This window comes from Streptomyces sp. NPDC054783 (assembly GCF_053611725.1).
Window position 1 is genome coordinate 883,652 of record NZ_JBSHAY010000001.1, and the last position, 22,094, is coordinate 905,745.

Annotated in this window: 22 protein-coding genes and 2 pseudogenes; 11 read left to right on the forward strand and 13 right to left on the reverse strand. The window is 69.4% G+C overall.

What is annotated here, in order from left to right; all coding sequences use genetic code 11:
* Nucleotides 1-660: 660 nt before the first annotated feature.
* Nucleotides 661-1,128 (forward strand): hypothetical protein, encoded by a 468-nt coding sequence (locus tag ACWGJ5_RS04085; protein ID WP_453308201.1) that lies wholly within the window; start codon nucleotides 661-663, stop codon nucleotides 1,126-1,128.
* Between the two features lie 443 nt (nucleotides 1,129-1,571).
* Here the strand turns inward: ACWGJ5_RS04085 and ACWGJ5_RS04090 are convergent, their stop codons facing one another.
* Complete coding sequence (locus ACWGJ5_RS04090; protein ID WP_228617696.1) at nucleotides 1,572-2,273, reverse strand: TetR/AcrR family transcriptional regulator; 702 nt, start codon at nucleotides 2,271-2,273, stop codon at nucleotides 1,572-1,574.
* 589 nt (nucleotides 2,274-2,862) lie between these two features.
* Nucleotides 2,863-3,780, reverse strand: coding sequence for an alpha/beta fold hydrolase (locus tag ACWGJ5_RS04095; protein ID WP_453308202.1), 918 nt, complete (start codon nucleotides 3,778-3,780; stop codon nucleotides 2,863-2,865).
* A gap of 955 nt (nucleotides 3,781-4,735) precedes the next feature.
* On the opposite strand from ACWGJ5_RS04095, the gene ACWGJ5_RS04100 reads away from it, so the two are divergent.
* On the forward strand, nucleotides 4,736-5,410 hold the full coding sequence (locus tag ACWGJ5_RS04100) for a transglycosylase SLT domain-containing protein (protein WP_453308203.1): 675 nt from the start codon (nucleotides 4,736-4,738) through the stop codon (nucleotides 5,408-5,410).
* A gap of 1,411 nt (nucleotides 5,411-6,821) precedes the next feature.
* Here the strand turns inward: ACWGJ5_RS04100 and ACWGJ5_RS04105 are convergent.
* The 3 genes from ACWGJ5_RS04105 to ACWGJ5_RS04115 all read right to left on the reverse strand — a co-directional run bounded on the left by ACWGJ5_RS04105 (nucleotide 6,822) and on the right by ACWGJ5_RS04115 (nucleotide 9,119).
* On the reverse strand, nucleotides 6,822-8,315 hold the full coding sequence (locus ACWGJ5_RS04105) for an alpha/beta hydrolase (RefSeq protein ID WP_453308204.1): 1,494 nt from the start codon (nucleotides 8,313-8,315) through the stop codon (nucleotides 6,822-6,824).
* 479 nt (nucleotides 8,316-8,794) lie between these two features.
* Nucleotides 8,795-8,926, reverse strand: a complete 132-nt coding sequence (locus ACWGJ5_RS04110) for a hypothetical protein (RefSeq protein ID WP_453308205.1) — start codon at nucleotides 8,924-8,926, stop codon at nucleotides 8,795-8,797.
* A 34-nt stretch (nucleotides 8,927-8,960) separates the two neighbouring features.
* The gene (locus ACWGJ5_RS04115; protein WP_453308206.1) at nucleotides 8,961-9,119 is read right to left on the reverse strand and encodes a hypothetical protein; all 159 of its coding nucleotides are present in this window, start codon (nucleotides 9,117-9,119) and stop codon (nucleotides 8,961-8,963) included.
* 199 nt (nucleotides 9,120-9,318) lie between these two features.
* Between ACWGJ5_RS04115 and ACWGJ5_RS04120 the strand changes: the two genes are divergently transcribed.
* Nucleotides 9,319-9,618, forward strand: coding sequence for a hypothetical protein (locus ACWGJ5_RS04120; RefSeq protein ID WP_453308207.1), 300 nt, complete (start codon nucleotides 9,319-9,321; stop codon nucleotides 9,616-9,618).
* A 447-nt stretch (nucleotides 9,619-10,065) separates the two neighbouring features.
* Here ACWGJ5_RS04120 and ACWGJ5_RS04125 read toward each other — a convergent pair.
* Nucleotides 10,066-10,300: pseudogene (locus tag ACWGJ5_RS04125) on the reverse strand (IS5/IS1182 family transposase); the annotation flags it as partial.
* Nucleotides 10,301-10,617: 317 nt separating this feature from the next.
* On the opposite strand from ACWGJ5_RS04125, the gene ACWGJ5_RS04130 reads away from it, so the two are divergent.
* Nucleotides 10,618-10,770: a hypothetical protein gene (locus ACWGJ5_RS04130; protein WP_453308208.1), complete on the forward strand. Its 153-nt coding sequence runs from the start codon at nucleotides 10,618-10,620 to the stop codon at nucleotides 10,768-10,770.
* A 100-nt stretch (nucleotides 10,771-10,870) separates the two neighbouring features.
* Here ACWGJ5_RS04130 and ACWGJ5_RS04135 read toward each other — a convergent pair whose 3' ends face one another.
* From ACWGJ5_RS04135 to sigJ, 4 genes are all read right to left on the reverse strand, one after another.
* Entirely contained in the window at nucleotides 10,871-11,833 is a 963-nt protein-coding gene (locus ACWGJ5_RS04135; RefSeq protein WP_453308209.1) for a sigma-70 family RNA polymerase sigma factor, read from the reverse strand.
* Nucleotides 11,834-11,843: 10 nt separating this feature from the next.
* Nucleotides 11,844-13,034: an NAD(P)/FAD-dependent oxidoreductase gene (locus ACWGJ5_RS04140; protein WP_453308210.1), complete on the reverse strand. Its 1,191-nt coding sequence runs from the start codon at nucleotides 13,032-13,034 to the stop codon at nucleotides 11,844-11,846.
* Between the two features lie 1,296 nt (nucleotides 13,035-14,330).
* On the reverse strand, nucleotides 14,331-14,951 hold the full coding sequence (locus ACWGJ5_RS04145) for a hypothetical protein (protein WP_453308211.1): 621 nt from the start codon (nucleotides 14,949-14,951) through the stop codon (nucleotides 14,331-14,333).
* Between the two features lie 307 nt (nucleotides 14,952-15,258).
* Nucleotides 15,259-16,167: an RNA polymerase sigma factor SigJ gene (sigJ, locus tag ACWGJ5_RS04150; protein WP_453308212.1), complete on the reverse strand. Its 909-nt coding sequence runs from the start codon at nucleotides 16,165-16,167 to the stop codon at nucleotides 15,259-15,261.
* A 102-nt stretch (nucleotides 16,168-16,269) separates the two neighbouring features.
* On the opposite strand from sigJ, the gene ACWGJ5_RS04155 reads away from it, so the two are divergent.
* Nucleotides 16,270-16,638 carry a hypothetical protein gene (locus ACWGJ5_RS04155; RefSeq protein ID WP_453308213.1) on the forward strand — a complete coding sequence of 123 codons (369 nt, stop codon included), beginning with the start codon at nucleotides 16,270-16,272 and terminating at the stop codon, nucleotides 16,636-16,638.
* 246 nt (nucleotides 16,639-16,884) lie between these two features.
* Here ACWGJ5_RS04155 and ACWGJ5_RS04160 read toward each other — a convergent pair whose 3' ends face one another.
* Together ACWGJ5_RS04160 and ACWGJ5_RS04165 are read right to left on the reverse strand one after the other, a co-directional pair.
* Nucleotides 16,885-17,202 carry a hypothetical protein gene (locus ACWGJ5_RS04160; RefSeq protein WP_453308214.1) on the reverse strand — a complete coding sequence of 106 codons (318 nt, stop codon included), beginning with the start codon at nucleotides 17,200-17,202 and terminating at the stop codon, nucleotides 16,885-16,887.
* Nucleotides 17,199-17,477 carry a hypothetical protein gene (locus tag ACWGJ5_RS04165; protein ID WP_453308215.1) on the reverse strand — a complete coding sequence of 93 codons (279 nt, stop codon included), beginning with the start codon at nucleotides 17,475-17,477 and terminating at the stop codon, nucleotides 17,199-17,201. Before ACWGJ5_RS04165 ends, ACWGJ5_RS04160 begins: the two co-directional genes overlap by 4 nt.
* A gap of 393 nt (nucleotides 17,478-17,870) precedes the next feature.
* On the opposite strand from ACWGJ5_RS04165, the gene ACWGJ5_RS04170 reads away from it, so the two are divergent.
* From ACWGJ5_RS04170 to ACWGJ5_RS04185, 4 genes are all read left to right on the forward strand, one after another.
* Entirely contained in the window at nucleotides 17,871-18,074 is a 204-nt protein-coding gene (locus ACWGJ5_RS04170) for a cold-shock protein (RefSeq protein ID WP_055492756.1), read from the forward strand.
* A gap of 331 nt (nucleotides 18,075-18,405) precedes the next feature.
* A complete protein-coding gene (locus ACWGJ5_RS04175; RefSeq protein WP_453308216.1) occupies nucleotides 18,406-18,921 on the forward strand; it encodes a hypothetical protein in 516 nt (171 codons plus the stop codon).
* 519 nt (nucleotides 18,922-19,440) lie between these two features.
* Nucleotides 19,441-19,971: an alpha/beta hydrolase gene (locus ACWGJ5_RS04180; protein ID WP_453308217.1), complete on the forward strand. Its 531-nt coding sequence runs from the start codon at nucleotides 19,441-19,443 to the stop codon at nucleotides 19,969-19,971.
* Complete coding sequence (locus ACWGJ5_RS04185) at nucleotides 19,956-20,357, forward strand: hypothetical protein (RefSeq protein ID WP_453308218.1); 402 nt, start codon at nucleotides 19,956-19,958, stop codon at nucleotides 20,355-20,357. Before ACWGJ5_RS04180 ends, ACWGJ5_RS04185 begins: the two co-directional genes overlap by 16 nt.
* Nucleotides 20,358-20,489: 132 nt before the next feature.
* Here ACWGJ5_RS04185 and ACWGJ5_RS04190 read toward each other — a convergent pair whose 3' ends face one another.
* Nucleotides 20,490-20,954, reverse strand: a complete 465-nt coding sequence (locus ACWGJ5_RS04190; protein WP_453308219.1) for a MarR family winged helix-turn-helix transcriptional regulator — start codon at nucleotides 20,952-20,954, stop codon at nucleotides 20,490-20,492.
* A gap of 90 nt (nucleotides 20,955-21,044) precedes the next feature.
* Between ACWGJ5_RS04190 and ACWGJ5_RS04195 the strand changes: the two genes are divergently transcribed.
* Together ACWGJ5_RS04195 and ACWGJ5_RS04200 are read left to right on the forward strand one after the other, a co-directional pair.
* A complete protein-coding gene (locus ACWGJ5_RS04195; protein ID WP_385317580.1) occupies nucleotides 21,045-21,884 on the forward strand; it encodes an SDR family oxidoreductase in 840 nt (279 codons plus the stop codon).
* Nucleotides 21,885-21,913: 29 nt separating this feature from the next.
* Nucleotides 21,914-22,051, forward strand: a pseudogene (locus ACWGJ5_RS04200) (IS630 family transposase); the annotation flags it as partial.
* Nucleotides 22,052-22,094: the final 43 nt, after the last annotated feature.

A 22,094-nucleotide genomic window follows, 5' to 3' on the forward strand; every position in this document is an offset into this window, starting at 1 on the left:
GATCGGGATCCTGATCACTGCGGGTGATCTGCAGGATCCGTTACAAGCATGGAGTGTGCCCAGCCGTCGCAGTGCGCGGGAATCAAGGGGCGCGCCAAGACCGACACGGCGGCGCTCGCCCGCAGCGCCGACGAGATCAGCGGGCCCCCGCATCTCGCGCGGTACCCGTGCGGCCCGGACATACGCGGTGGCAGGCCGTCGCCGCACAGGACGAAACCCGTCACCTCGCAGATGACGTGTCCGCCGTAAGAGCGTTCCTCGTGGTCCGGCTTCTGCTGGGTCGGAGCTGCGCACACATCGAGCGCATCGCCGCCGAGGCCCCCGATGCGTGCCGTCTCCCAGGGTGCAAGCCCACAGGCGGGTGAGCCCAGACGCCCGGCCTTTGTGGGCCCCGGCGAGCACCGCGGGACGTTCGGAGCGAAGGCACGCTTTCGCTGTTTCGCCGGGGCCATGACGTCAGAAGAGGAGGCGTGACCTGCTGTGATGAGCCTCACCGAGAATATGAGGGGCCCCTCGACTACGCTGACAACGTCGAACATGAGGGCCTCCTCCGCTTGGTTCGGGCGGCTCGACGACGAACTGCTGCGAGCGTGCATCGCAGCCCAACGGAAGAGGCCGGCCGCCTGCCTGCGCGGTCGCGCACGAGACATGGAGATGACGATGAAGAGGTCGCTTACGCGTGTCCAGGTCGCCGTCGCTGCTGCTGCGATCGCGGGCGGTGCCCTGCTCGGCAGCGCCGGTACGGCGATTGCGGCACCTGTTGCCCACGGCCAGGTTGCCCACGACATGCCCGAGAAGGCCGGTGACTTCGCCTCTTTCACGGGCCGTCATGGACATGAACACGAGGGTGAACGAGACGATGGCCCGGACGGGCGCCGACTGCACGTCTGGCACGAAGGCAGGTGGATGGACGGGACCCCGGACCGCGAGGCCGCCGGTGCGGACCGCTGGTACGTGGACCAGGTCCGTGAAGCCGCCGGTGCGGACCGCTGGTACGTGGACCAGGTCCATGATGCCGCCGGTGCGGACCGTTGGTACGCCGACCAGCTCCGCGAGGCCGCCGGTGCGGACCGTTGGTACGTGGACCAGCTCGTTCTGGTCCGGCCGTCGACCAACGGCGCACTGTGAACAGCAGGTGCGGGGCCACGCTGGACCATCGGAGCACGGGCTGTGAACTCGTTCAGAAGCGTGGTGTGCGAGCTGCCCGCTGCCGGTGCGGCCCGTCGTAACGCACGGCCTGTCGGTGTCCCTGCGCATGGGACTGCGGTACGCGCCCGGCGATCCGTATGCCGTTCGTGCATGACCGGGTTGAAGCGGGCGGCCCGGAGCGCGGAGTGCTGTGGGTCGCCCTGTCCCCTGGACGCAGAGCCGGCCATGCTCCAGGCCGACACCTGGAGCCGGTCCCCCGTACGGCAGCGACGCCTCGCGCCTGATCATCGGGCTCGAGGCGTCGGGCTTGTCCGGTGCCCGTCAGCCGCGGGCGTCTGTCGCCCCGGATGGAAGACCCGTACCAGCCGACGGCGCCGGGAACCGTGCGCGCCACGAGGCCCCGGCCGCCGTACCTGCCGCGGTCATTCCCCCTCGTCGCACTCGGGACATTCCTCGCGGGGGCATTCCAAGGAGATCAGGGTCTGTTCGACCTGCTGCGGCGTCAGTGGCGGCTCGGGCAGTTCGTGGGCGCACTCGGCGCGGAAGGCGTCGAGCATCAGGTGCAAGTGGCGGCGCCAGGCGTTGGGGGCCACGGCGCGGGTCGCCTGGATGATGCCCGCCTGGGACCAGATCACGAAGGCGATGTCCTCTGGTGTGACGTCCTTGCGCACGACGCCCCGCTGCTGTGCGTTGCGGAAGATCTGGCCGGACAGTTCCCTCGCCTGCTCCTGGACCTGGCTGGCGAGCACATGAGTGGGCAGCCGGGCGGAGACCAGGTCGTTGAAGGCGCGGTCACAGGCCTGAAGTTCGCAGAATTTCTCCAGGTAGAAGCAGAATCCCTGCCAGGCGTCGTCCATCGCGGCGGCCTGTTTCGCGGAGTCGAGCAGATCCAGGAACTTCGCGGCGAAGAGTTCTTCGACCAGCGAGAGCCGGGTGGGGAAATGGCGGTAGAGAGTTCCGATCGCCACGCCGGCCTCGCGGGCGACGCCCTCCAAGGAGGCGCCCAGACCCTGGGCCGCGAACGCCTCACGCGCAGCGGCCAGGATCGCATCCCGATTGCGCTGCGCGTCGCGGCGCAACGGTTTGGCCGGAGCCTCGGCGAACGGGACGGGACGGTCACTCATGTTCCCCACCGTAACATGAGGGCCCCCTCGAAATAGAGTGAGCGGCGGCCTCGCGGTTGCCGAGTCCGCCCGGGCAGTGGGCCGGGCGGTGAGATCGCCCGTGGACGGGACCGCCGAACAGGCCGATGCGGAGGCGGACGCCCGCTCCTTGCCGATGCCTCCGAGCGGTGTCAGCGGAGCGCGACGACCTCCGTCTCACGAAGGACTTCCTCGGCGCGGTCCCACGACCAGCCGCTCTCGATCACCAGGGTCCGCCAGCCGGCGGGGCCGAACCAATGCCAGATGCGTGCGCATCGCATCCTTGTAGCCGGAGGCGTTCACGCTCTGCTCGACGATCCGGTTCAGGATGTCGCTCTTGCTCCCGGCGCCTGCGAAGACGGTTTTCGAGGCCACGCCGGCCGCCGCGGCGATGTCGGAGGCAGCGGCAGCATGGGAATGGACGCCATGGACCGCCTCAGAAGCCTCTGTGGTTTGAAGGTTGGCTGTTCGCAGACGGACTGGGATCGTCGAGTGACCACGTGCGACGGCTCGGGGTCGCGTAGTTGGACGCGCCGGACAGCAACCAGCCGGACAACGGGCGGCGGTGGAGTCACCGGGATGACGCGATCGATGCCGCCGTGAGTCCGTCGACGGCCTTTGCGACCGCTTCGGGGCTGGAAATCATCGTGAGGTGCCGGGCGCCCGGGATGAGCGTCGCCGGCGGTGCGCCGATGCGCCGGGCGGTCTCCTGCGGTGTCTGCCGGGTGAACACGTCGTCCTGGGCACCGAAGACCACCGACTTGGGCAGGTGCACCCCGGCGAGCCGGGCCACCTGGTCCGCGGGCAGACCCGGCACCCCCGCGGCCAGCGTGCTCCAGAGCGCGCTCTCCGCTCCCGGCACCTGCAGCGGGCGTCGCCACTGATCCAGACCGGCGGCGTCCAGGTGCGGACAGGCCGGTCCGCACTGTGCGTCGTACACGCTGCGGATCACCGCGTCGATACCGAGCCCGAGCCGCAGCAGGCTGGTGCGGTACGGGTCGATCAGCACGTACTTCAAGGCCGGCGGCGGCCCGGCGCCGGTATCGAGGGCGTCGCCGTCGAGGAGCATCACACCCCCCAGCCGCCCGGGGGCCCGGAGCGCCGCCTCGGTGACCACGGCGGCTCCGCTGGAGTGCCCCACCAGTAGCGGGCGCTCGCCCGGACCGCCGAGGTGCACGGCGTCCAGGAAGCCCAGGAGCTGCCGGGTGAAATGGTCGACGGTGTACGGGCCGTGGCGCTCGCTGTATCCGTCGCCCGTCAGGTCGAGCGCATACACCCGGTGGTCGCGGGCGAGCAGCGGGGCGAGGCGCGACCAGGTGTCGACGGATTCGAAGGCGCCGTGCACCAGCACGACCGGCGGGCCCGCCGTGCCCCAGGTCTGGTAGCGCGTGCGGATGTCGGCGGCCTGCACGTACCGGAGCCCGCGCGGCGGCGTGGCGCGCCCGGCGGTGACGGCGTTGTACACCAACGAGGCCGCCGTGACGACCACCAGCGCGAGGGCACAACCCAGCGCGGCGCGCCGCAGCCACCGCCGCGGCCGGGTGCGGCGTGGCCGGGGCGGTGGCTCGTCGGGGAGCGACTGCGGAGCGGAGGCGGGATGAGTGCCCCCGTCTCCGTCTCCACTTCCGGCTCCGTCCCCATCTCCGGATCCGGCTGCGTCTCGGCGAAGATCAGCTGTCACAGGCCACAGCATCGCCCATGGCACAACCGCGGTCATCCTGCGGGGGGAGCCATCGTGCCTACTACGCCGGGTGTAGGGGAGTGCCGGCTGCGGCGAGCGCCGATCATGAGCCGGCGACCGGGTGGTGCGACGACGGGCGTGGCTGTCAGGAGCCGTGACGGTGGCCTCCGTGGGACTGCTGGGCCTTCGGGGATGAGGAGGCCGGAGGCGCTGGTCTGCGAGGTGGCCTTGGTGGCGGCGGCGGTCGGGCCGGCGATTGTGCCGGCCCGGCGGGGTGCTCGGGGACGCGGACGGGGGTGGTGCCGGTCGGAGGAACGGCCGGGGGAGGGGTCCGGCCGTCCGCTGTCAGCACTGCGTCGGTGACCTGACGGGGTCGGGGGCGCCGAGAAACTGATCGCAGCGAGGGTCGGTGCCCCGTGAAAGGCGAGTATTTGTGGAGGAGTGCACCATTTGTCCGATAAATAGGAAATAGCCGATACGTCATTATTTAAATCATTAATGCAGCTAACTCGAGACAAGTGACTCAATTCACTTACGACGCACCTTAGTAAATTGGATCGTGGTTAACTCCCCCAAATCCCAAGCTTTGTGGCGCGCGAAGGTGGCCGAGCAACGAAGCTGGTTAGTGCAGCGGGGAATTGTCGATTTATTCCCGGCGGCTAAGAATGTGCGCGCCGCAGCGCATCGCTGAACGAAATGCGGTGCAGTTTGCCGAGGGGGTCGGCAACTGCGGGTCATGCAAATTCTGGAAGAGGACCGTTCCATGCCCCGTCACGCCCGCAAGCGCCCCTCCCGGGTACGCCGACTCATCGCCGCCGGCACCATCGCCGGCGGTGCCCTCGCCCTGGTCTCCACCGCCGCGCTTGGCACGGCCCAGGCCGCCTCCGCCGCGACCACCTACACCGTTCGGCCCGGCGACCACCTCGCTTCCATAGCCCGCACCCAGCACGTGCCCGGCGGCTGGCCCGCCATCGCGACCGCCAACCACATCGCCAGCCCCTACGCCATCAAGCCGGGACAGGTCCTGACCCTGCCCGCCGGATCAACCCCCGCCACGAAGGCCGCAAAGGCCCCGAAGTCCACGTCGACCACGACCGCCTCCAGCGGCCAGACCTACACGAACAACCTGGACGGCTGGATCAAGCACTCGCTGGCGGTCATGGCCAAAAACGGCATCCCCGGCACCTACGACGGGATCCACCGCAACGTGATGAGGGAATCCTCCGGCAACCCCAAAGCCATCAACCTCTGGGACTCCAACGCCGCCGCCGGCCACCCATCCATCGGCCTGCTCCAGGTGATCCAGTCCACCTTCACTGCCTACCACGTGCCGGGCACCTCGTCGGACATCTACGACCCCGTCGCCAACATCACTGCCGCCTGCAACTACGCCTACCATCGTTACGGCTCCATCGACAACGTCAACGGACCCTACTGACAGGGAATTACCGCTCCAGGGAACTCCGCAACTCGCGGTAGTGACGCCACTTGAGCGCCACTACCGCGAGTTGTACCGGCAAAACAGCCCGGGCCTGACTGCAACAGCACCCTGCCCCGGCTCAACCCGGCTCCGTCTCTGTTCTTCGGACGAAATCCCAGAGTCCATGCGGAGAAGGAATCCGTTCCACAAAGCTCGTAACACGATCACTGCCGATCTGCTGCCAATGGCGCATGCTTGACTTCCCCAGCGACAGCGGATGGTGAGCAGCTGCTGGCGACCGTGGCAGGACCGGTGTGGCCTGACCATGGTGCGCGGACGTTCGAAGTGCCTCGGCAACCGGCGGGACAAGTGTGCCTGCCGGTTTTCGCCAGTACACCTGTGGACGACCTCGTCGGCACGTTCGACAGCCGGTTCGGCCCTCACCCGGCCAGGGGCGGCCACCTGACGTCGTTGCCCTGCGGTGAGGACGCCGAGTGGCTCTAGGTCTGGGTGCTCGGCGGACGGCGGGTCGCGTTCGGGCACGTCCGAAGCGGCGGTGACGCCCGGCCGGCGGTGGTGGTTGCCCGGCGGACCACGCCGCTCCGGCCCAGCTGCCGACCGAGGCGTCGTGGCTCGACCGACTTGTGGCTGTCACAGGGTGGGAGCCGGGGCAAGGCCCATGCGATCGACGGGGCAGCGGCCGAGGCCTGGTTGGGGACGCGCCTACCAACCGACTACATGCGCCTGCTTGCGCGAGACAGACCGCCCCGGCGCCCACCTGACGGTCTCGCCCGCCGCGCGCTGTCGCTGCGACGTACGTCCTCGCTTCGCCGTAGAGACACGCCCCTTTGAGACTGCTGTCATTGCGAGCCGTCATGCCGCAGGCCGCCACAACGACCAAGCCGCGCTGCGCCACAGCTCACGTGCATGACACCCAGCCCCGCCCGACTCGCCGGGCGGCTGTCCGGGTACGCGTCCTCCACGTCTGGAACCCTGGACCGCGACGATCGACGAGACCGGATTCCACACGAGGGACAGCGCGCGCCTCCCCGACTACCCCGCAGCGGAACCCGTTACCGCAGAACCACAGCAACTGTCACTCTCGGCAGCCCTGCGCGCCGCGCGGCCGTGTCAGCCCCACGTACCGACCGGGCGGGCGAGTACGTCGGCTCTTCGGCCCGCCATCGACCGGGCCCTGTCGCTCGCTGTTCAGGTGCAGTCGGTCGTTCGGCTCCCCGCGGCCGGCCCGGGAGCGGGCGGTCCTGCCCTGCCCGGCAAGAGCCGCCTCTGAGACAAGCGAGAAGGGCCGTGCGAACAGCACGGCTCAACTCGCGCCCGTGGTCCGGTGGCAGGGCCGACCAGCCTGGCAGCCCTTAACACCCAGGCCATATAAGGGAGATGCCCAGCTCAGAGCTTTGTGCAGCACGCTTTAGCCGCAGGCGATGTCCCGCGACGGCCGCTTCCCCGTCGCCAGGAAGTCGGAGACCGTCCGGTCGCCGCAGGCGTTGCCGTTGGCGAGATAGGCTTCGTGGCCGGTGGAGTTCACGGTCACCATGACGGCGCGCCGGCCGAGGGCCTCGCGGAGTTTGAGGGCGCCGCTGAGGGGGGTGGCCACGTCACGCCGGTTCTGGACCATGAGGACGGTGGAGGGGCCACGGTCGGTGATCCGTACCGCCGGTTCCTTCGGCGTGTACGGCCAGGCGGCGCACACCGTCGCGTTCCTCGGCATCCCCGCGGTCAGCGGGAACTTGACGCGGCTCTCGGCGACTTCCTTCTCGTACCCGCCCGCGGACCTGGGCCAGGCGACGTCGTTGCACAGGGTGGCGGCACTGACCGCGGTGACGTTCTGCAGGACCGGCTCGGGCGGCGCCTGGGGCGCGGGCGGCACGGTGCCCTTCTGGGCAGCGAGGATCAGCTTGGCCAGGGCGGGATAGCCGTCGGGGTCGTAGAGGCTGTCCAGCATCGTCTGGCGGAACACGTTGCCGTTGAGCTCCTCAGGGTTGGCGCCGGGCCACGGGAGGGGCTCACGGTCGAGGCGTGCGGCGAGGTGAAGGAAGAGGCGGCGCACCTCGGCCGGGGTCCCGGCCACTCGGTCGGGGTTGCCCGGCCGGGACGCCCACTTGGCGAACTCGGGGAAGTTGTCCTCGGCGCCCACCTCGAACGCGGCGAGCCAGGCCCGCTGTACCCGCATGTGGTCGGGGTTGTCGTTGCTGTCCAGCACGAAGCGGTCGGTGCGGTGCGGGAACAACTCGTTGTAGACGGCGCCGACGTACGTCCCGTACGAGACGCCCCAGGCGGAGATCTTCCGCTCGCCGAGCGCTGCCCGGATGCGGTCGAGGTCGCGAGCCTCGTTGGCGGTGCTGATGTGCCGGATCAGCTGGCCGCCGTTGCGTGCGCAGGCTTCCGACATCCGCCGCGCGGTGGCCATGGACTCCGTGACGGAGCCGTCGGGGGCGGGCCAGGGAAGGAGCTTCGTCCGGGCGAGGTCACTTCGTTCCACGTCGCAGCTGACCGGGGTGGAGCGGCCGTACCCCCAGGGATCGAACCCGATCAGGTCGTAGGTGTCCCGTACTTCCTGCGGCAGCTTCTGCCCCTTGCCCGAGGGCTGGTCGAGGCTGCCGCCGCCGGGTCCGCCGGGGATCATGAACAGGGCGCCACGGCGTGTCTTCGGGTTCTCGGCAGGGATTCGGGAGAACGCGAGGGTGATCTTCTTGCCGTGCGGGTCGGCGTAGTCCATCGGCACCTCGATGGTCGCGCACTCCTGCCGCGGATCGAGGCCTGTTCCCTGGCACTTCGTCCAGTCGAGGTGCGGTGGCCGGGCATTGTCGGCCGTCGAAGCGGACGCCGAAGTGAGGGGTACGGCGAGGCTCAGGACGGCGGCGGAGACGGCGAACAGGGCTGCGTTTCGCTTGATCTTCATCATGAGGACGAGCTTCGCCTGCCCCGTTTATGACCGACATCCTGCCAACAGGCCTCTGCGCACGGGGGTTTGCCCCACTGGGTTCCATTACTCCGCGGGGGCACGATCGTGGTTGGCCGCGGCATTGGCTGGGCGCGGCTGTGGTCGGCCCGTGAAGCCGGCCACCTGAATCCGCCAACTGCGACCCGTCCCAGGGGCGCCCATGACTGTAGTGCCGGTCCTGCGGCACGTTCGGCAGGGCCGACGATGACGATCCGGGCCAGCACAGAACGGCCGGGCGGCGATCTTCACGGTCGATCAGTGGACCGGTCCGACCCCAGCCAGGAACCCAGGGCCGGCTCAAGCCGGAACACACTCCCGTGCGGCCCCCTCCTGGGTCCCAAGACCAAGACCGGAAGAGTGGGGCCACTCCAACCGCTCATGCCAGTCACCTCGGTGTCGAGGATCGCCGACCACATGGCGGCGGTCCGGGTGTGTAGTCCTCACGGGGGGTGGCCGTACGCCCTCTGCCGGTCACCGTCGCGGGTGAGGACGGACGCCTCTTGCTCGACGGCCAGCGGCTTGGACTTCTGGCCGCCGCAGGCGCAGTCGGGGCAGTGCTCGTGATCCGCCAAGCTCCTCCTACGAGGGGTCGTTGGTTTCAGCGAATCACGCCTCGGGGGAGGAGAGAGCAGCCGGGTCAGCGCTGATTCCGTCATCACGGGCACACTCGGCGGCGTCCGCCAGGGCCCGGTAGCCGGCGAGGGCGATACCCAGCTCGGGGCCACGCTTCTCGCCCTTGCGACGGCGCGCGTAGCCGACACCCACGGAACGGCCGCGGTGGGGGACACGGATCTCGACGATGGTCTCTGTCCCGTTGGTTCAGGCGGACGAGCTTGACGTCCACCTGTTCGCCGCGCAGTTCGCTCGGCACGGCGCGGTCGAGCTGTACGCGCTGGTCGCTGGGCTTGCTGTGCTTCTTGCTCATGTCTCTCAGGGGGGCCGTGAAGAATGGGACACTCCGTGCGTGATTGAGCTGAAGGCCTGCGATCGAGGCCACGTCATCTGCCATCCGGAGGCACTGCACGAGGAAGCCATTCGCCTCAACAGCGAGCTGGCCTTCTGCCAGCAGTGCGAGTGCGAGACGGTCCACCTGGTGGTGATCTGGCCCGGCGACCGGGCGCGGGTCATGATGTCCGGCGGCGGGGAGCTGGCCGAGCGCCTGGAGGCGCAGAACTGGCCGGAGGGCGTCTACGAGGACGCAAACGGCGTTCTGTTCTTCCGGGTCGTCCCGAGCTTCGGCCTCATCGAGGCCGGCTTCATGTAGCGGCTTGCCTCCAAGTTCGCCCAACTGCTCCTGATTCCCACTTCATTGTGCGAAGCTGAAGGTCTCCCCACCCACCGGGTCCCTGGAGTTGGCCCGGTGCGGCAAGCGGTGCGGCGCTCATCTGGGTGCCCCCTTGCCGGACCGGTGCCCCTTGCGGGGGCGGCGGGTAGGGGAGGGAGGTGATAAAAGTGGGCGAATATCAATCCCGCTGGAAGCGGCTCATCCGGGCCTTCGCCGCGCGCCTGAGCGTGGCGTTGGCGGCCAGGGCTATCTGGCAGATCGTGACTGAGCACTTCGATCACTGAGGGGGAAGCCCCTCCCGCTCACCCGGAGCAGGGAGGGACTTCTCTTTTCGCGCATGGACAGCCACGATCCCGACCAGTGCTCCGTGAATGGTCACAGTCAGCTCCCCTGTCGCCGTTGGCGCGGTGGGCGATGTCGTCTTCATGGTTGCGATTCAGGACGAGGAGCGCGTTCACCGCGGTGCCATCCGGCGAGCCACGCCATCGTGCGCTCTATGGTCCGGGGGTGCCGACCACGCCGTTGACTGGAGTCGACGCGCTTCCGGGCGATCCGGGGTGCAATCCTGCGAGCGTAACCGTCGCCGCAGGTGGTTGTAGTCGTAACCCTTGTCACCATGGAGCTTGCCCGGCCTGCGCCGTCGTTGTCCGCGTCGGGAGCGGGCTTCTGCGGCAATCAGTGGACCAGGTATGCGCCGGTTTCCACGCAGGAGTTCCTGTCTCGTTTAGGAACCCACCAGTTCGCGCCGGCTTGAGCACGCACGCCCCGGTGCAACCGACGCCCCCGCACACGCCCCGCTCACGCCGGCGGCCACCGCATACCCAGGCACCATGCGGCCCTCACGGCCCTGCCCCAGCGACCTGTCCGACGCCCGCTGGGATCTCATCCGCCCCACCTCGAAGCCGGGCGCCAGGCCCGCAACGGCATCCGCAAACCCACCCACGACGCGCCGCGGCAGTCGCGCTGCCCTGGGTACCGATGGTGGCGCACGCGCACGCCGTGGCGGACGGGGTGCGGGTCACTCTCGTCATCACGGCCGTGGTCGGCCTTGTCCTGCCCCATGATTCCTCCGCGAGGGCCTCGATCCTCGACACCCTCGGCAAGGCCCCGCCCTTCCGCACAGAGAAATAGAACCCGGCCGCGGCGGGCTGTACCGGCGCCCCTCCGCCAATTCTGGGATGAACAACGGGACGCAGCGCGGGGACCGAAGGGGAGCGGTCCTCGCGCTGAATCAGGTCACTGGATTCCGGTGGCTCTGGTCACCAGTGTTGATCGCCGGCGTGTCGGGTTTGTACTGCCGCCAGGCCTCATTGAGGCGCGTGAGCCGGTCCGCGGCGGCGATGCCGCGCAGGAACGCGACCTTGTCGTCGCTGACTTCGAACGCCACGGTGCCCACCACCCGGTCGTCGACCACGGCGAGGACGGCCGGGGAGCCGTTGACCAGCGCGATATGGAATTCGGGGGAGCCGCCGGCCAGCCGCAGCTTCGAGGGCGTGGGCTTGAAGCCGGCCCGCACGTAAGAGGCGATGCGTTCGCGCGTCTTGTACCGCAGTAGGCGTCTGGCCAGTCCGTAGCCGTCCGAGACCGCGGTCGCGTCGGCGGTGAGCATCGCCACCAGCCGCTCGGTGCGCCCCGACGTGGCGGCGGCGAGGAACTCCTCGACGATCCGGCGCGCGGACGTGGGGTCCACTTCGCCGCCGCGGCGCTCGGCGGCGACCCGGCGTCGGGCCCGGTGGACATGCTGCTGGCTCGCGGACTCGGTGATGTCGAGGATCCCGGCGATCTCGGCGTGGGGGTAGGAGAAGGCCTCGCGCAGGACGTAGGCGGCCCGCTCGACCGGCGTGAGGCGCTCCATGAGGGTCAGTACGGCCAAGGACACCGATTCGCGCTGCTCGAAGGTGTCGGCCGGGCCGAGCATCGGGTCGCCCTCGAGGAGCGGCTCGGGCAGCCAGGCACCGGCTGCTCGCTCGTGGCGCGCCTGTGCGGAGCGGAGCCGGTCGAGACAGATATTGGTGACGACCTTGGTCAGCCACGCTTGCGGCTCCTCGACCCGTTCGCGGTCTGCGGCCTGCCAGCGCAGGAACGTGTCCTGCACGGCGTCCTCGGCGTCGGTGGCCGAGCCGAGCAGACGGTACGCGAGCGAGGCCAGCCGGCCCCGGCTGGCCTCGAACCGATCAATGGCTGCGCTGTCCATGCGGAGCAGCCTAGGCGGCGGCCCTCACCCCGGCCCGGTCAGGGGTCGTGGCCAGGCGGCGCCTGCGCTTGGGCATGCCGAAGGTCGGGTGGGCGATGGCCCATTCGGCTCCCTTGAGCACGCCCGACTTGAGCCGCGTGGCGGTCCGGCCGCCCAGGTACCAGGACTTCGACCGGACGTCTCCGTCCACCATCTGGAAGATCGCGTCCCGCCGCCCGAGGCTGATGTGGTTGCCGTAGTACTTCAGCCCGGTGGTCGGAACCTTACTGCCCGTCAGGCGCGCGATGATCGCGGCGGTCGCCTGCATGTTGGTGTAGCCGGCCGAGGCACAGGACATCGGCAGCGGCCGGCCGTTCTCGCCGATCGCGTAGGCGCAGTCACCGGCGGCGTAGACGTCCCGGTGCGAGACCGAGCGCATGGTGCGGTCGACGACGATCTGGCCGGTCTCGGCGACCTCCAGGCCGCTGGCGGCCGCGATGGGGTGTACGGCGAACCCGGCCGACCACACGGTGACGTCCGCCGGGATGGACGTACCGTCGGCGGCGATCGCCCGTGTCGGCTCGACGGCTTCGATGCCGGTGTGCTCGTGGACGGTGATGCCGAGCCGGTCGAAAGCCTGGCGCAGGTGACGGCGGGCCTTCGGGGAGAGCCAGGCACCCAGCTCGCCGCGGGCGGCGAGCGCGATCGAGAGGTCGGGCAGGGACTCGGCGAACTCAGTGGCGGTCTCGATGCCGGTCAGCCCCTCACCGACGACCAGCACGGTGCCGCCCTCGCCCAGGCCCGACAGGCGCTCGCGCAGACGCAGCGCCGAGGACCGGCCGGTCACGTCGAAGGCGTACTCGGCCACGCCGGGGACGCCATGCTGGGCCACGGAGCTGCCGAGCGCGTAGAGAAGCGTGTCGTACGCGAGCAAGCCGTCGCCGTCCTCGCCGATCACGGCGACGGTCCTGCGCTCGGGGTCGACGCCGGTGACGCGCGCCAGGCGCAGCCGCACCCCGGTGCCCGCGAACACGTCGGCGAGCTTGCGGACCGCGAGGTCCTGGCCTGCCGCGAGCTGGTGGAGCCGCATCCGCTCGACGAAGTCGGGCACGGCGTTGACGACGGTGATCTCGGTGTCGGCGGGGGAGAGCCGGCGGGCCAGGTTTCCGGCGGCGAAGGCCCCTGCGTATCCGGCGCCGAGTACGACGATGCGGTGCTTCATGGAGTTGCTCCTGTCTCGTTCACGTGCCCCTTGAACGAGATGGCGCCCTGATTGCTGACAGGAACCGGGTGTGACGCGGGTCACCGAACCAAGCCGAGCGGCTGAGTGGCTCTGTGCACGAGGACAGGGTCTGGCTCAGCTTCTGTGATGCGTGCACGCAGTATCCGCCCGCCCAGCGATCGGCGATCCGCCGGGTATGGAGTTCGAGGGCTGCCGCATCGTCCGGGCTTGCTAGGCCACTGATGTCGTGGCCCCACACCGTCAGCGCTTTCAGGACACGATCCCGCTTGCAGCGGTCGGTGCTGGTGGTCAGCAGACGTCGGGCAGGGTCGGCCAGTTCACCCCGGTCGGAAACGAGGACCGGGTGCTCTGCCAGCAGAGGGCGGCGACGAGGGCCGCGTTGCGTACGTCCGCGTTGCCGTGCCCAACGAGGTGGTGAACCGCGGAGTGGATGACCGGACGCAAATCCCGAAACGCGCGCGTGTCCGGGCACTCGGCGAGAAACGCGCTTCCCGATCTGTGTTCGCCGATGGCGACGCACTCGTCGTCTGCGTCGCAGGCGGTGCTGGCTGAGCCAGTCCAGTAGTGCCGCGCGGGTGTGATAGCGCGGTGTCTGGTCGGCGTCCTGCCCGAAGTCGCCGGCACCGGTGGCCGGGTGGTTGAGAATCGCCGCGACGTACAGCGCTACGGGCACTGGCGTCGTAGATGGTGTCCTGGTGGGTTACTGCGCCCATCGCGTCAACGACGGCCGCTGCCCTGACAACCGGGTCCGGGTGAAGGAGGCGTGCAGAGCAGCCGACAGGAGTTCGCCCTGGCGCTCGGTGAGCATGGTCGCGAGGGAGCGGACATGGGGGTTGGGGCGTCCAGTTCGGGCAGTGGGCCCAGACGGTCTTGAGCGGCAGACGACATCAACACCGGGCCGCCGGGCCAGCCACGCGGCCAGCGTTGATGCTTCCCGGTCGGGGCAGCAGGTCGACGGGCCGCAGGGTTTCGATGTCGACGAGGAGGCTGCCCCAGTGGCGGCCCGTGCGGGTTGCGTACTCGTCGACCCCGACAACGCGGCGCGGGGATGGCCGGCTCAGGAAGGGCGTCGATCAGGCACAGGACCGTGCCGCGGCTGACAGTCACCCCGAAGACGCGGGCCGGCCGGGTGCCGGCCCGGCCGGCGAGGGCGAGGCCGACTGCGGCCAGGGTCCGCATGTAGTCGCTCAGTGTTGACCATGCCTGCGGGTCAGGCCGGGTATCTGCTCAACGAACGTGCGTCGCACGCACGTCGTGTTTTCGCCGGCGAGCAGTCTAGGAGTCGGGGCCGTCGAGCGACTCGGCGAAGTCCCTGGTCAAGGCCGTGCGGTTGCTGGGGGAGACCAACGGAATTCGGCGAGCGGCTTCCTCGCTGGCGTCTGCAGTGACGCCCAGATCACGACGCATCGCCTCTCTCATGACGCCTATCCGAGACCAGAGCGCATGCTGTGCTTCTGCGGCTGACTGCAAGGTATCGCCCGGCCGGGGGTTCCCCTGTTCCAGGCGCTTGATCTGTCCATAGACCCCGGTTAGCGCTTCGTTCAGTTCGTGAGCCGGAACAATCACGGCGTCGGGGGCGATCATCAGAGCCTCGGACCACCGGTCACGGTAGGCGTCCTTGGTTCCTTCCAACGCCGAGACGTCCTCCTGCCCGGGCGTGCGATCCCGCATGACGTACAAATGCCGGCTGAGTGCCGTGGCGAACTGCCTGGCATCCCGATGCAGTTGCGTGTAGCAGCTCCGGCGCAGCTCACGAGCCTCGCGAGCTTCCTGGATGGCTTGGACCATCTCCAACTCGCGCTTCTTGGCCCGGTCGGCGCCCCGCTGGGTGAGCAGTGCGCCACCGAGAGTTCCCGCTACACCAGTGATCGCAATCAGTACCGCCCCCACGTCCATTCGATCACCCTAGACGTCATGTGCCGGCCCGGGCGGCGATCAAAACTCGCCGCCGCGATCCATGCGAGTGCTGATCCGAAAGTCTGGCCCCAGCTGGGGCCTGTCGTCGCATTCCCGTCTGCCCCGCGACGCTTGGCATGCTCCCCCAGAGGGGGCCCCACTCGCCGCACCGGGCGAAAGCCCAAGTACGTCCAGTACGAGGACTTCCGCCCGGCACTCCCCCCAGCCTTCGGCCGGGGGGACCCCCAGAGCACCGACCAGACGCCGCGAAGCCGCCCTTCGGGGGGACGGGAATTTGACGACGGCCCTAGCCCTCCCGGGCCCACGGCCGCAGCTTCTCCGGGTTGCGGACCGCCCAGATCCGGGTGACGCGCCCGTCGGAGATGTCGAAGGAGGCCACGGTCATGACGACGCCGGCACGCTGGGCCACCAGGCCCGGCACACCGTTGACCGACCGCTCCAGGAGTACGAGCCCCGGAGCCCTGTCGGCAATGGCGACCATGTACTGGGCGATGCGCGCGCCGCCCTCGACCGGGCGCAGGACGATGCCGCCGCCGTCGGCGGTCATCACGGCGGCCGGGTCGAGGAGACCGACGAGGGCTGCGATGTCCTTGGTCTCCCATGCCTCTTTGACGTGCCTCACCACGTCGGCCTGGCCAGTCGCCGTCGCCGGAGCGCGCGCCACGCTCACCCGCTGCCGGGCGGAGGCCGCCAGCTGCTTGCAGGCCGCAGGGGACCGGCCGAGAACGTCGGCGATCTCGGCGAACGGGTACCGGAAGACGTCGTGCAGGACGAACGCCACCCGCTCGGCGGGCGTCATCGACTCCAGGACGACGAGGAAGGCCATGGCCACCGACTCGTTCAGGACGATCTGGTCGGCCGGGTCTGCAGGGCCGGTGGGGTCGGCGCCTCCCGCATGGTCCCACTCGGTGCGGTCGGGCACCGGCTCGGGCAGCCACGCGCCGACATAGCGTTCACGGCGGGCCCGCGCCGAGCCGAGCAGGTCCAGACAGATGCGGCTGGTCACCGTCGTCAGCCAGGCGCCTGGGGAAAGGATCTCCTCCTGGCGGCCTCGTGGCAGCGCGTACCAGCGTGCGTAGGCATCCTGTACGGCGTCCTCGGCCTCGGTCACCGAACCGAGCAACCGGTAAGCGACATTGATCAGTTGGCGCCGCTCGCCAGCTGTCTCATCTGTGCTGTCCCCGACAATCCCCATGCTTCCGGCCGCCCCCTCGCCTTACCTTTCGCCGGCCCGCGTCGTCGGGCTGGTGAGACCTTATCGATCTACTGCCCGAGGGCGGAAAAAGGGGACTGTGACATGGCCACTCAGGTGACGACGACCGCACGGCGCAGCACCTCGTTCCTGCAGATCACGATCGCCCTGCAGACCCTGACCATCTTCCTTCAGGCGGTCTCCGCCGGACTGCTGCTGACCTCGTCCTACGGAGAGACGCTGCACAGTGTCGGAGCCCGTGTGATGTACGGGGCGTCAATGCTCTATGTGCTCGCAGCGGTGCTGGCGTGGAAGCCGGGCGGCGGTTCGCTGCGGCCTGTCTGGCACGCGTCCGGCTTCCTCGTACTCGCCTCGGTCCAGGTCGTGCTCGGCATCGCGCACGTCCCGTCGGTCCATCTCCCCCTGGGTGTCTTGATGTTCGGTCTGAGTGTGCTGGCACTGGCCCGGCGCTGAGTGTTCCCCCAGATCATCGCCACCCGCGCGGCACAGGCCGAGGCCGACTGGCCCTTCCGGGTCTGGAGGGATCGGTGTCCGGACGCCGGGGTGTATGCACCGCCCTGCCCGGCAGCTCGGGCTGGCTGCCCCGTCTGCGGGGCCAGGCGGCCGGGCCGGTGCCGTCCAGCCGGCCCTGCAGAGCGGGATCAGCCCAGGGCAGGCGGTTGCGGCCGCTGATGACGAAGAACGTGTCCGGCATCAACCTCACCAGACGCTGCAACAGCCGCTCGGTGTCCCGGTGCCGGTCGCCTGTGTCCTCACCAGGTGTCCAGCAGGACGACCGGCACCACCGACTTCTTTGAGGGGCAGGCGACTGATCCCCCACGCCAGCAGGTGCGGACAGCAGGTGAGCGCCTTCAGGTCGGGCTCGGCTTCCAGCAGATCGGCGGTCCGTGCACGGCCGACCAGAGCCCGCGCCCGCTCGCGCCGCTGGCGCGGGGCCGTGACGAGCGCCGATGCGACCTGCCCGGCCGCCGGCCCGACCAGACCGGGCAGGTGCAGGGCACTGACGGGCTCACTCACCGCGCCCAGAACCTGCTGAGGCAGCATTTGCCCGAACTTGCCCACGAGGCCGGTGCGCCGGACCTACTCCTCCAGCGTTCGCCGAGTTGATGAACAACCGCCAAGGCCGGGACCTCGGCCAGTGGATCAAGCGCGTCCAGGCCGACGACCTGCCTGTCCTTCACTGCTTCGTCGACGGCCTCAACCAGGACCTGGGCGCCGTGGTCGCCGGGCTCAGCCTGCGCTACAGCTGCGGCGCCGTCGAAGGCCCCCAACAACAAGATCATGATGATCAAGCGGCGGATGTTCGGCCGCGCCAACTTCGACTTGCTCCGCAAGTGGGTCCTTCTCGCGGCGCGAAGCCGTTCGTGAGCGCGATTGTGGTGACTTTCGTGGCCCTGACACGGAAAGTGATCCAGAACCACTGTTCAGCCGTCGCCGACAGTAGCCAACGTCGGGATTTGAGTGGTGACGAACGCAGCCCGACCGGGCCAACTCCGTGTTCCAGTGGCCGAGTCACGCCAGCCGGTGTAGCGTTGTGATCAGCAGTCGTGGTTCCGAAGTCCCGTTCGCCCGTGATCGCAGTCGCGGGCGTTTTTGCTGTTCAACGCCTCTCCGGACCAGGGCGATCACCTCCGGGTCCCGCGCGGTGCGGGGCCCGATACGAGTCCCTCGAGGAAGACAGGCACATGGCTACAGGCACGGTTAAGTGGTTCAACGCGGAAAAGGGCTTCGGCTTCATCGAGCAGGACGGCGGTGGCCCCGACGTCTTCGCCCACTACTCGAACATCGACGCCCAGGGCTTCCGGGAGCTGCAGGAAGGCCAGAAGGTGACCTTCGACATCACGCAGGGCCAGAAGGGTCCCCAGGCGGAGCACATCCGCCCCGCCTGACGACGCCACGAAGAAGCCCCGGCCAGTGCGTCCACCTGCCGGGGCTCTCGCCCGTCTCGCCCCGCTTCCAGACCCGCGCGGTCCGGGGGCGGGGCTTCGTCTGTCATACGGCAGTGGCTGGCGGCTCTATGCCGAGTCGGACCTTCCGTTCGTCGGTGTAGGCGTCGTACTCCGCTTGGTTCCACGCGCGGGAGTCTCGAAGGTGCGTCACGAACGGCAGCGTAGGATACGGACCTGCACGGACCGTCACAGTCTGACAACAACGGCACACACTCCGCCCCCGGCTGCCACTCTGGCCGCACGTACCATCAGCACCACCGAGGGGGGCCTCATGCGCCGCACCATCCTGCCCATCACCGCCATCCTGCTCGCCGGGCTTGCTGCCTGTGGACCGTCCGACAAGCCGAAGCCCGTGGACAACGGGAAGGGCAGTTCGAGCGCCGCAGCGAGCACGCCGCTGACCGCGCAGGCTGCACTCCAGAAGATCGCTGCCAGCGTCAACTCGGCGAAGCTGTCCGGCACGGTCACCGCGGACGACGACCCGAACCACCTGTTGGGCAGGCCGGGCCAGTACACGTCGAAGGTCACGTTTTCGGACTCGCGGATCAAGGCGGCCGACGTCGAAGGCACCAAGCCTGGCGACGTCGACCGCGGAGGCGCCGTCGAGGTCTTCGCAGACCCGGCAGACGCTGCCACCCGCGCCAAGTACATCCAGGCCGTCACCAAGTCGATGCCGGCGCTCGCCGAATACGACTACGTCCACGGCACTGTCCTCGTGCGCGTCTCCCACTACCTGACCCCTGCGCAGGCCGCGGCCTACAAGACGGCCGCCGACGGACTCAGCTGACAGCTCCTCGGCGAGGCCGCCCCCTCCCGCCCCGCGCTCGCCCACCGGGTCCAGTCACACAGAAGACCACGGCGGCCGCCGGCAACGGCACCACCGGCGCACACCGGTTGGTGTCACCCTCGGGAAGCCGCTGCCCGGTCCGGTAGGCGACCTGGGCCAGCTACGCCAGGCACAGCAGTTCTGACACTCAACCCCCAGACGTACGCCTGTGGTTGCATGTCCGGTGGACATGCAACCGGTGGTCGGATGTACTCGGGTTGCTCCCGTGACAGCGTTTCGCCATGGACACGGACAAGCGCGATGGAATGACACGCCGTCACCTGCTCAGCGCCACGCCGGCAGCCGGCGCCGCTGTGCCGCTCGGTGTCGCGCGCCCCGCGTGGGGCGCCCCGACCGCTCCGGGCGCGGTGCGACCCACCCTTCCCATACCCGCCGGGCCGTATTCTGTGGGCACGGTGTCGCTGCACCTTGTGGACGATTCACGTCCGGACCCGGCGGCCGGGCCGGCACCGCGAGTTGATGGTCGGCGTTTGGTATCCCGCCCGGGACGTGGACCGGTACCCGCGGGCGCCCTGGATGCAAGCCGCTCCGCTGCAGGCGCTTCTCATCACGGCCGGGCATGAGGCCGCTCCGGTGCGACGCGTGGGCGGGCGGCTGCCCGTCGTCGTGTTCTCGCACGGCGCCCACGACCACCGGTCCGACACCACTGTCGTGGTGCAAGAGCTGGCCAGCCATGGATATGTGGTGATCACGGTGGATCACACGGACGATGCGTTCAGCGAGTTTCCCGACGGGCGGGTCGTCGTCCCGCTCCGCGACCCGCGGTACGCGCTGGGGCCTGCGGACTTCGCGAGGGACATCCGGTTCGTGCTCGACCGGGTCGAGGACCTCGGCCCCGGACGCAACCCCGACGCCGAGCACCGGCCGCTGCCGGCCGGTCTGTGCGGTGCCCTGGACCTGGACCGCATCGGAACGTTCGGCTGGTCGAAGGGCGGAACGGCGCGACCGCCCTCGTCAAGCTGGAGGACCGGCGCGTGCGAGCCGGACTGAGCTTCGACGGCCCGATGGAGCCGACGACCACCACCGATCTGGACCGGCCGTTCATGATGATGACCGCCGTGTTCACCCGGGCCGAAGAGCCGAGCGTCGCGGAGTTCTGGTCGCATCTGACGGGATGGCGGCTCAATGTGCAGGCCGAGGGCGCGGTCCACTCGTCGTACTGTGACGCCCAGGTGCTGGTCCCGCAGCTGGCGAAGGCGACCGGGATGAGCGACGAGGACCTTCGGGGCTGGACCGGCACGCTCGAGCCGGTCCGGGCGCTGCGGATCCAGCAGGCGTACCCGCGCGCCTTCTTCGACCTGCATCTGCGGCACCGCCGGGGGCGCCTGTTCGACGGTCCGTCCGCAGCCTTCCCCGAGGTGACGTTCCTCCCGTGAGGCGCGTGCGGTCGGCCGTGGGCCGCCCGGGAAGGCGGTCATCACGAGTAGGTCGTCTGCAGAACGATCTACTGAGGACGGCGGTGATCTTCTCCTGATTTGAGACTTGGTGTTACTGGGCGTTACTGGGTGTTACTTAGCGTCCTTGTGGGCCTTCAGCTTGCGCCATACCGCGCCAAGGGCCTCGAGGTCCTGCTGGTCGAGGATGTCCGTGAAGACCGGGGCCAGGCAGGCGCGCCGGGTCGCGTCGGCCTCTTCGAACAGACGGCGGCCCTCCGGGGTGAGCGCGACCTCCACGGAACGCGCGTCCGTGCGGGACGGGGTACGCGTGACCACGCCGCGCGCCTGGAGGTTGTCGAGGACGCGGGAGACCTGGCTGCGGCTGAGCATCGTGCTGTTGCCGAGGACCGAGGCGGCGACCGGCTCGGTGCTGTTGGCGAGCCACAACAGCACCTCGAACCAGGAGACGGGCAGATCGTGGGCCCGGGTCAGGGCGCGGTCGACGCGTTCGGTGAGCACGGTCCCGGCCCAGACCAGTCCGTAGAAGGCGTGGTCGGCCTCGGACATTTCCGCCTGGGTGAGCTTCCTCGTCGCCATGGGCCGATCATAGCCGTTTGCGTGTACGCACACACAATGATTAGAGTGTGTGTACACGCACGGAAATTGGTGCTCGACGAAAGGCCCACCATGTCCTCCAAAATTGTTCTGATCACCGGGACCTCCTCCGGCATCGGCCTCGCCGCCGCCGTCGCCGCCGCACGGTCCGGCTGGCGCACCGTCGCCACCATGCGCAACACCGGCCGCGCCGATGCGCTGCGGGAGGCGGCCGCGCGGGCCGGGGTGGAACTGGACATCCGGCAGCTCGACGTCACCGACGAGGACTCCGTCTCCACTGCCGTCGACGGCGTGATCGCCGACTACGGCCGCCTCGACGCCGTGATCAACAACGCGGGGACCGGTCACCTCGGCACGCTGGAGAACGAGTCCGTCGCTGATGTGCGCCAGGTCATGGAGGTCAACTTCTTCGGCGTCCTGAACGTCTCCAAGGCCGTCTTCCCTCACCTGCGCTCCTCGGGCGGCCGGTTGATCACCGTCACCAGTGTCGGCGGCGTCGTCGGCCAGCCCTTCAACGAGGCGTACTGCGCGGCCAAGTTCGCCGTCGAGGGGTACATGGAGAGCCTGGCGCCCGTGGCCGCCTCCGTCGGCGTGACCGTGTCCGTGGTCGAACCCGGAGGCGTGGCCACCGAGTTCGTCAACAACATCGGTCTCGACCTGGAAGCCGAGATCGCCGCCGCGGGACCGTACGCATCGGCCCTCCAGGCGTACATCCACCGCACCGTCCCGCAGCTGTCCACCGGGGCGCAGACCGCGGCCGAGGCGGCCGAACCGCTGCTGGAGGCACTCACCGCGGACCGCCCCGCGTTCCGCATCCAGACCTCCCAGTGGGCCCGCAGCTTCACCGGTACCAAGCTGGCCGACCTCGACGGCTCGGCCGTTCTGGCAGTCACCAGCGGGTGGCTCGGCTGAAAAGGCCCATGCCACAGACCTGCCCCCGGGACCCTCGGTGGGCGGGAGGCCGTCCCCGCCGACTCAGCCCTGACGGCGAGGACTTCGTCATCCAGGCGCCCACCACCCGCCCGACCGAGCGCGGCCAACCCTTCACCTGCTGGTCCCTGCGCAAACTGGTCGCCTGGGCCAGCCCGATCTCGTAGAACTTGTGGATCACGTCCCGGACAG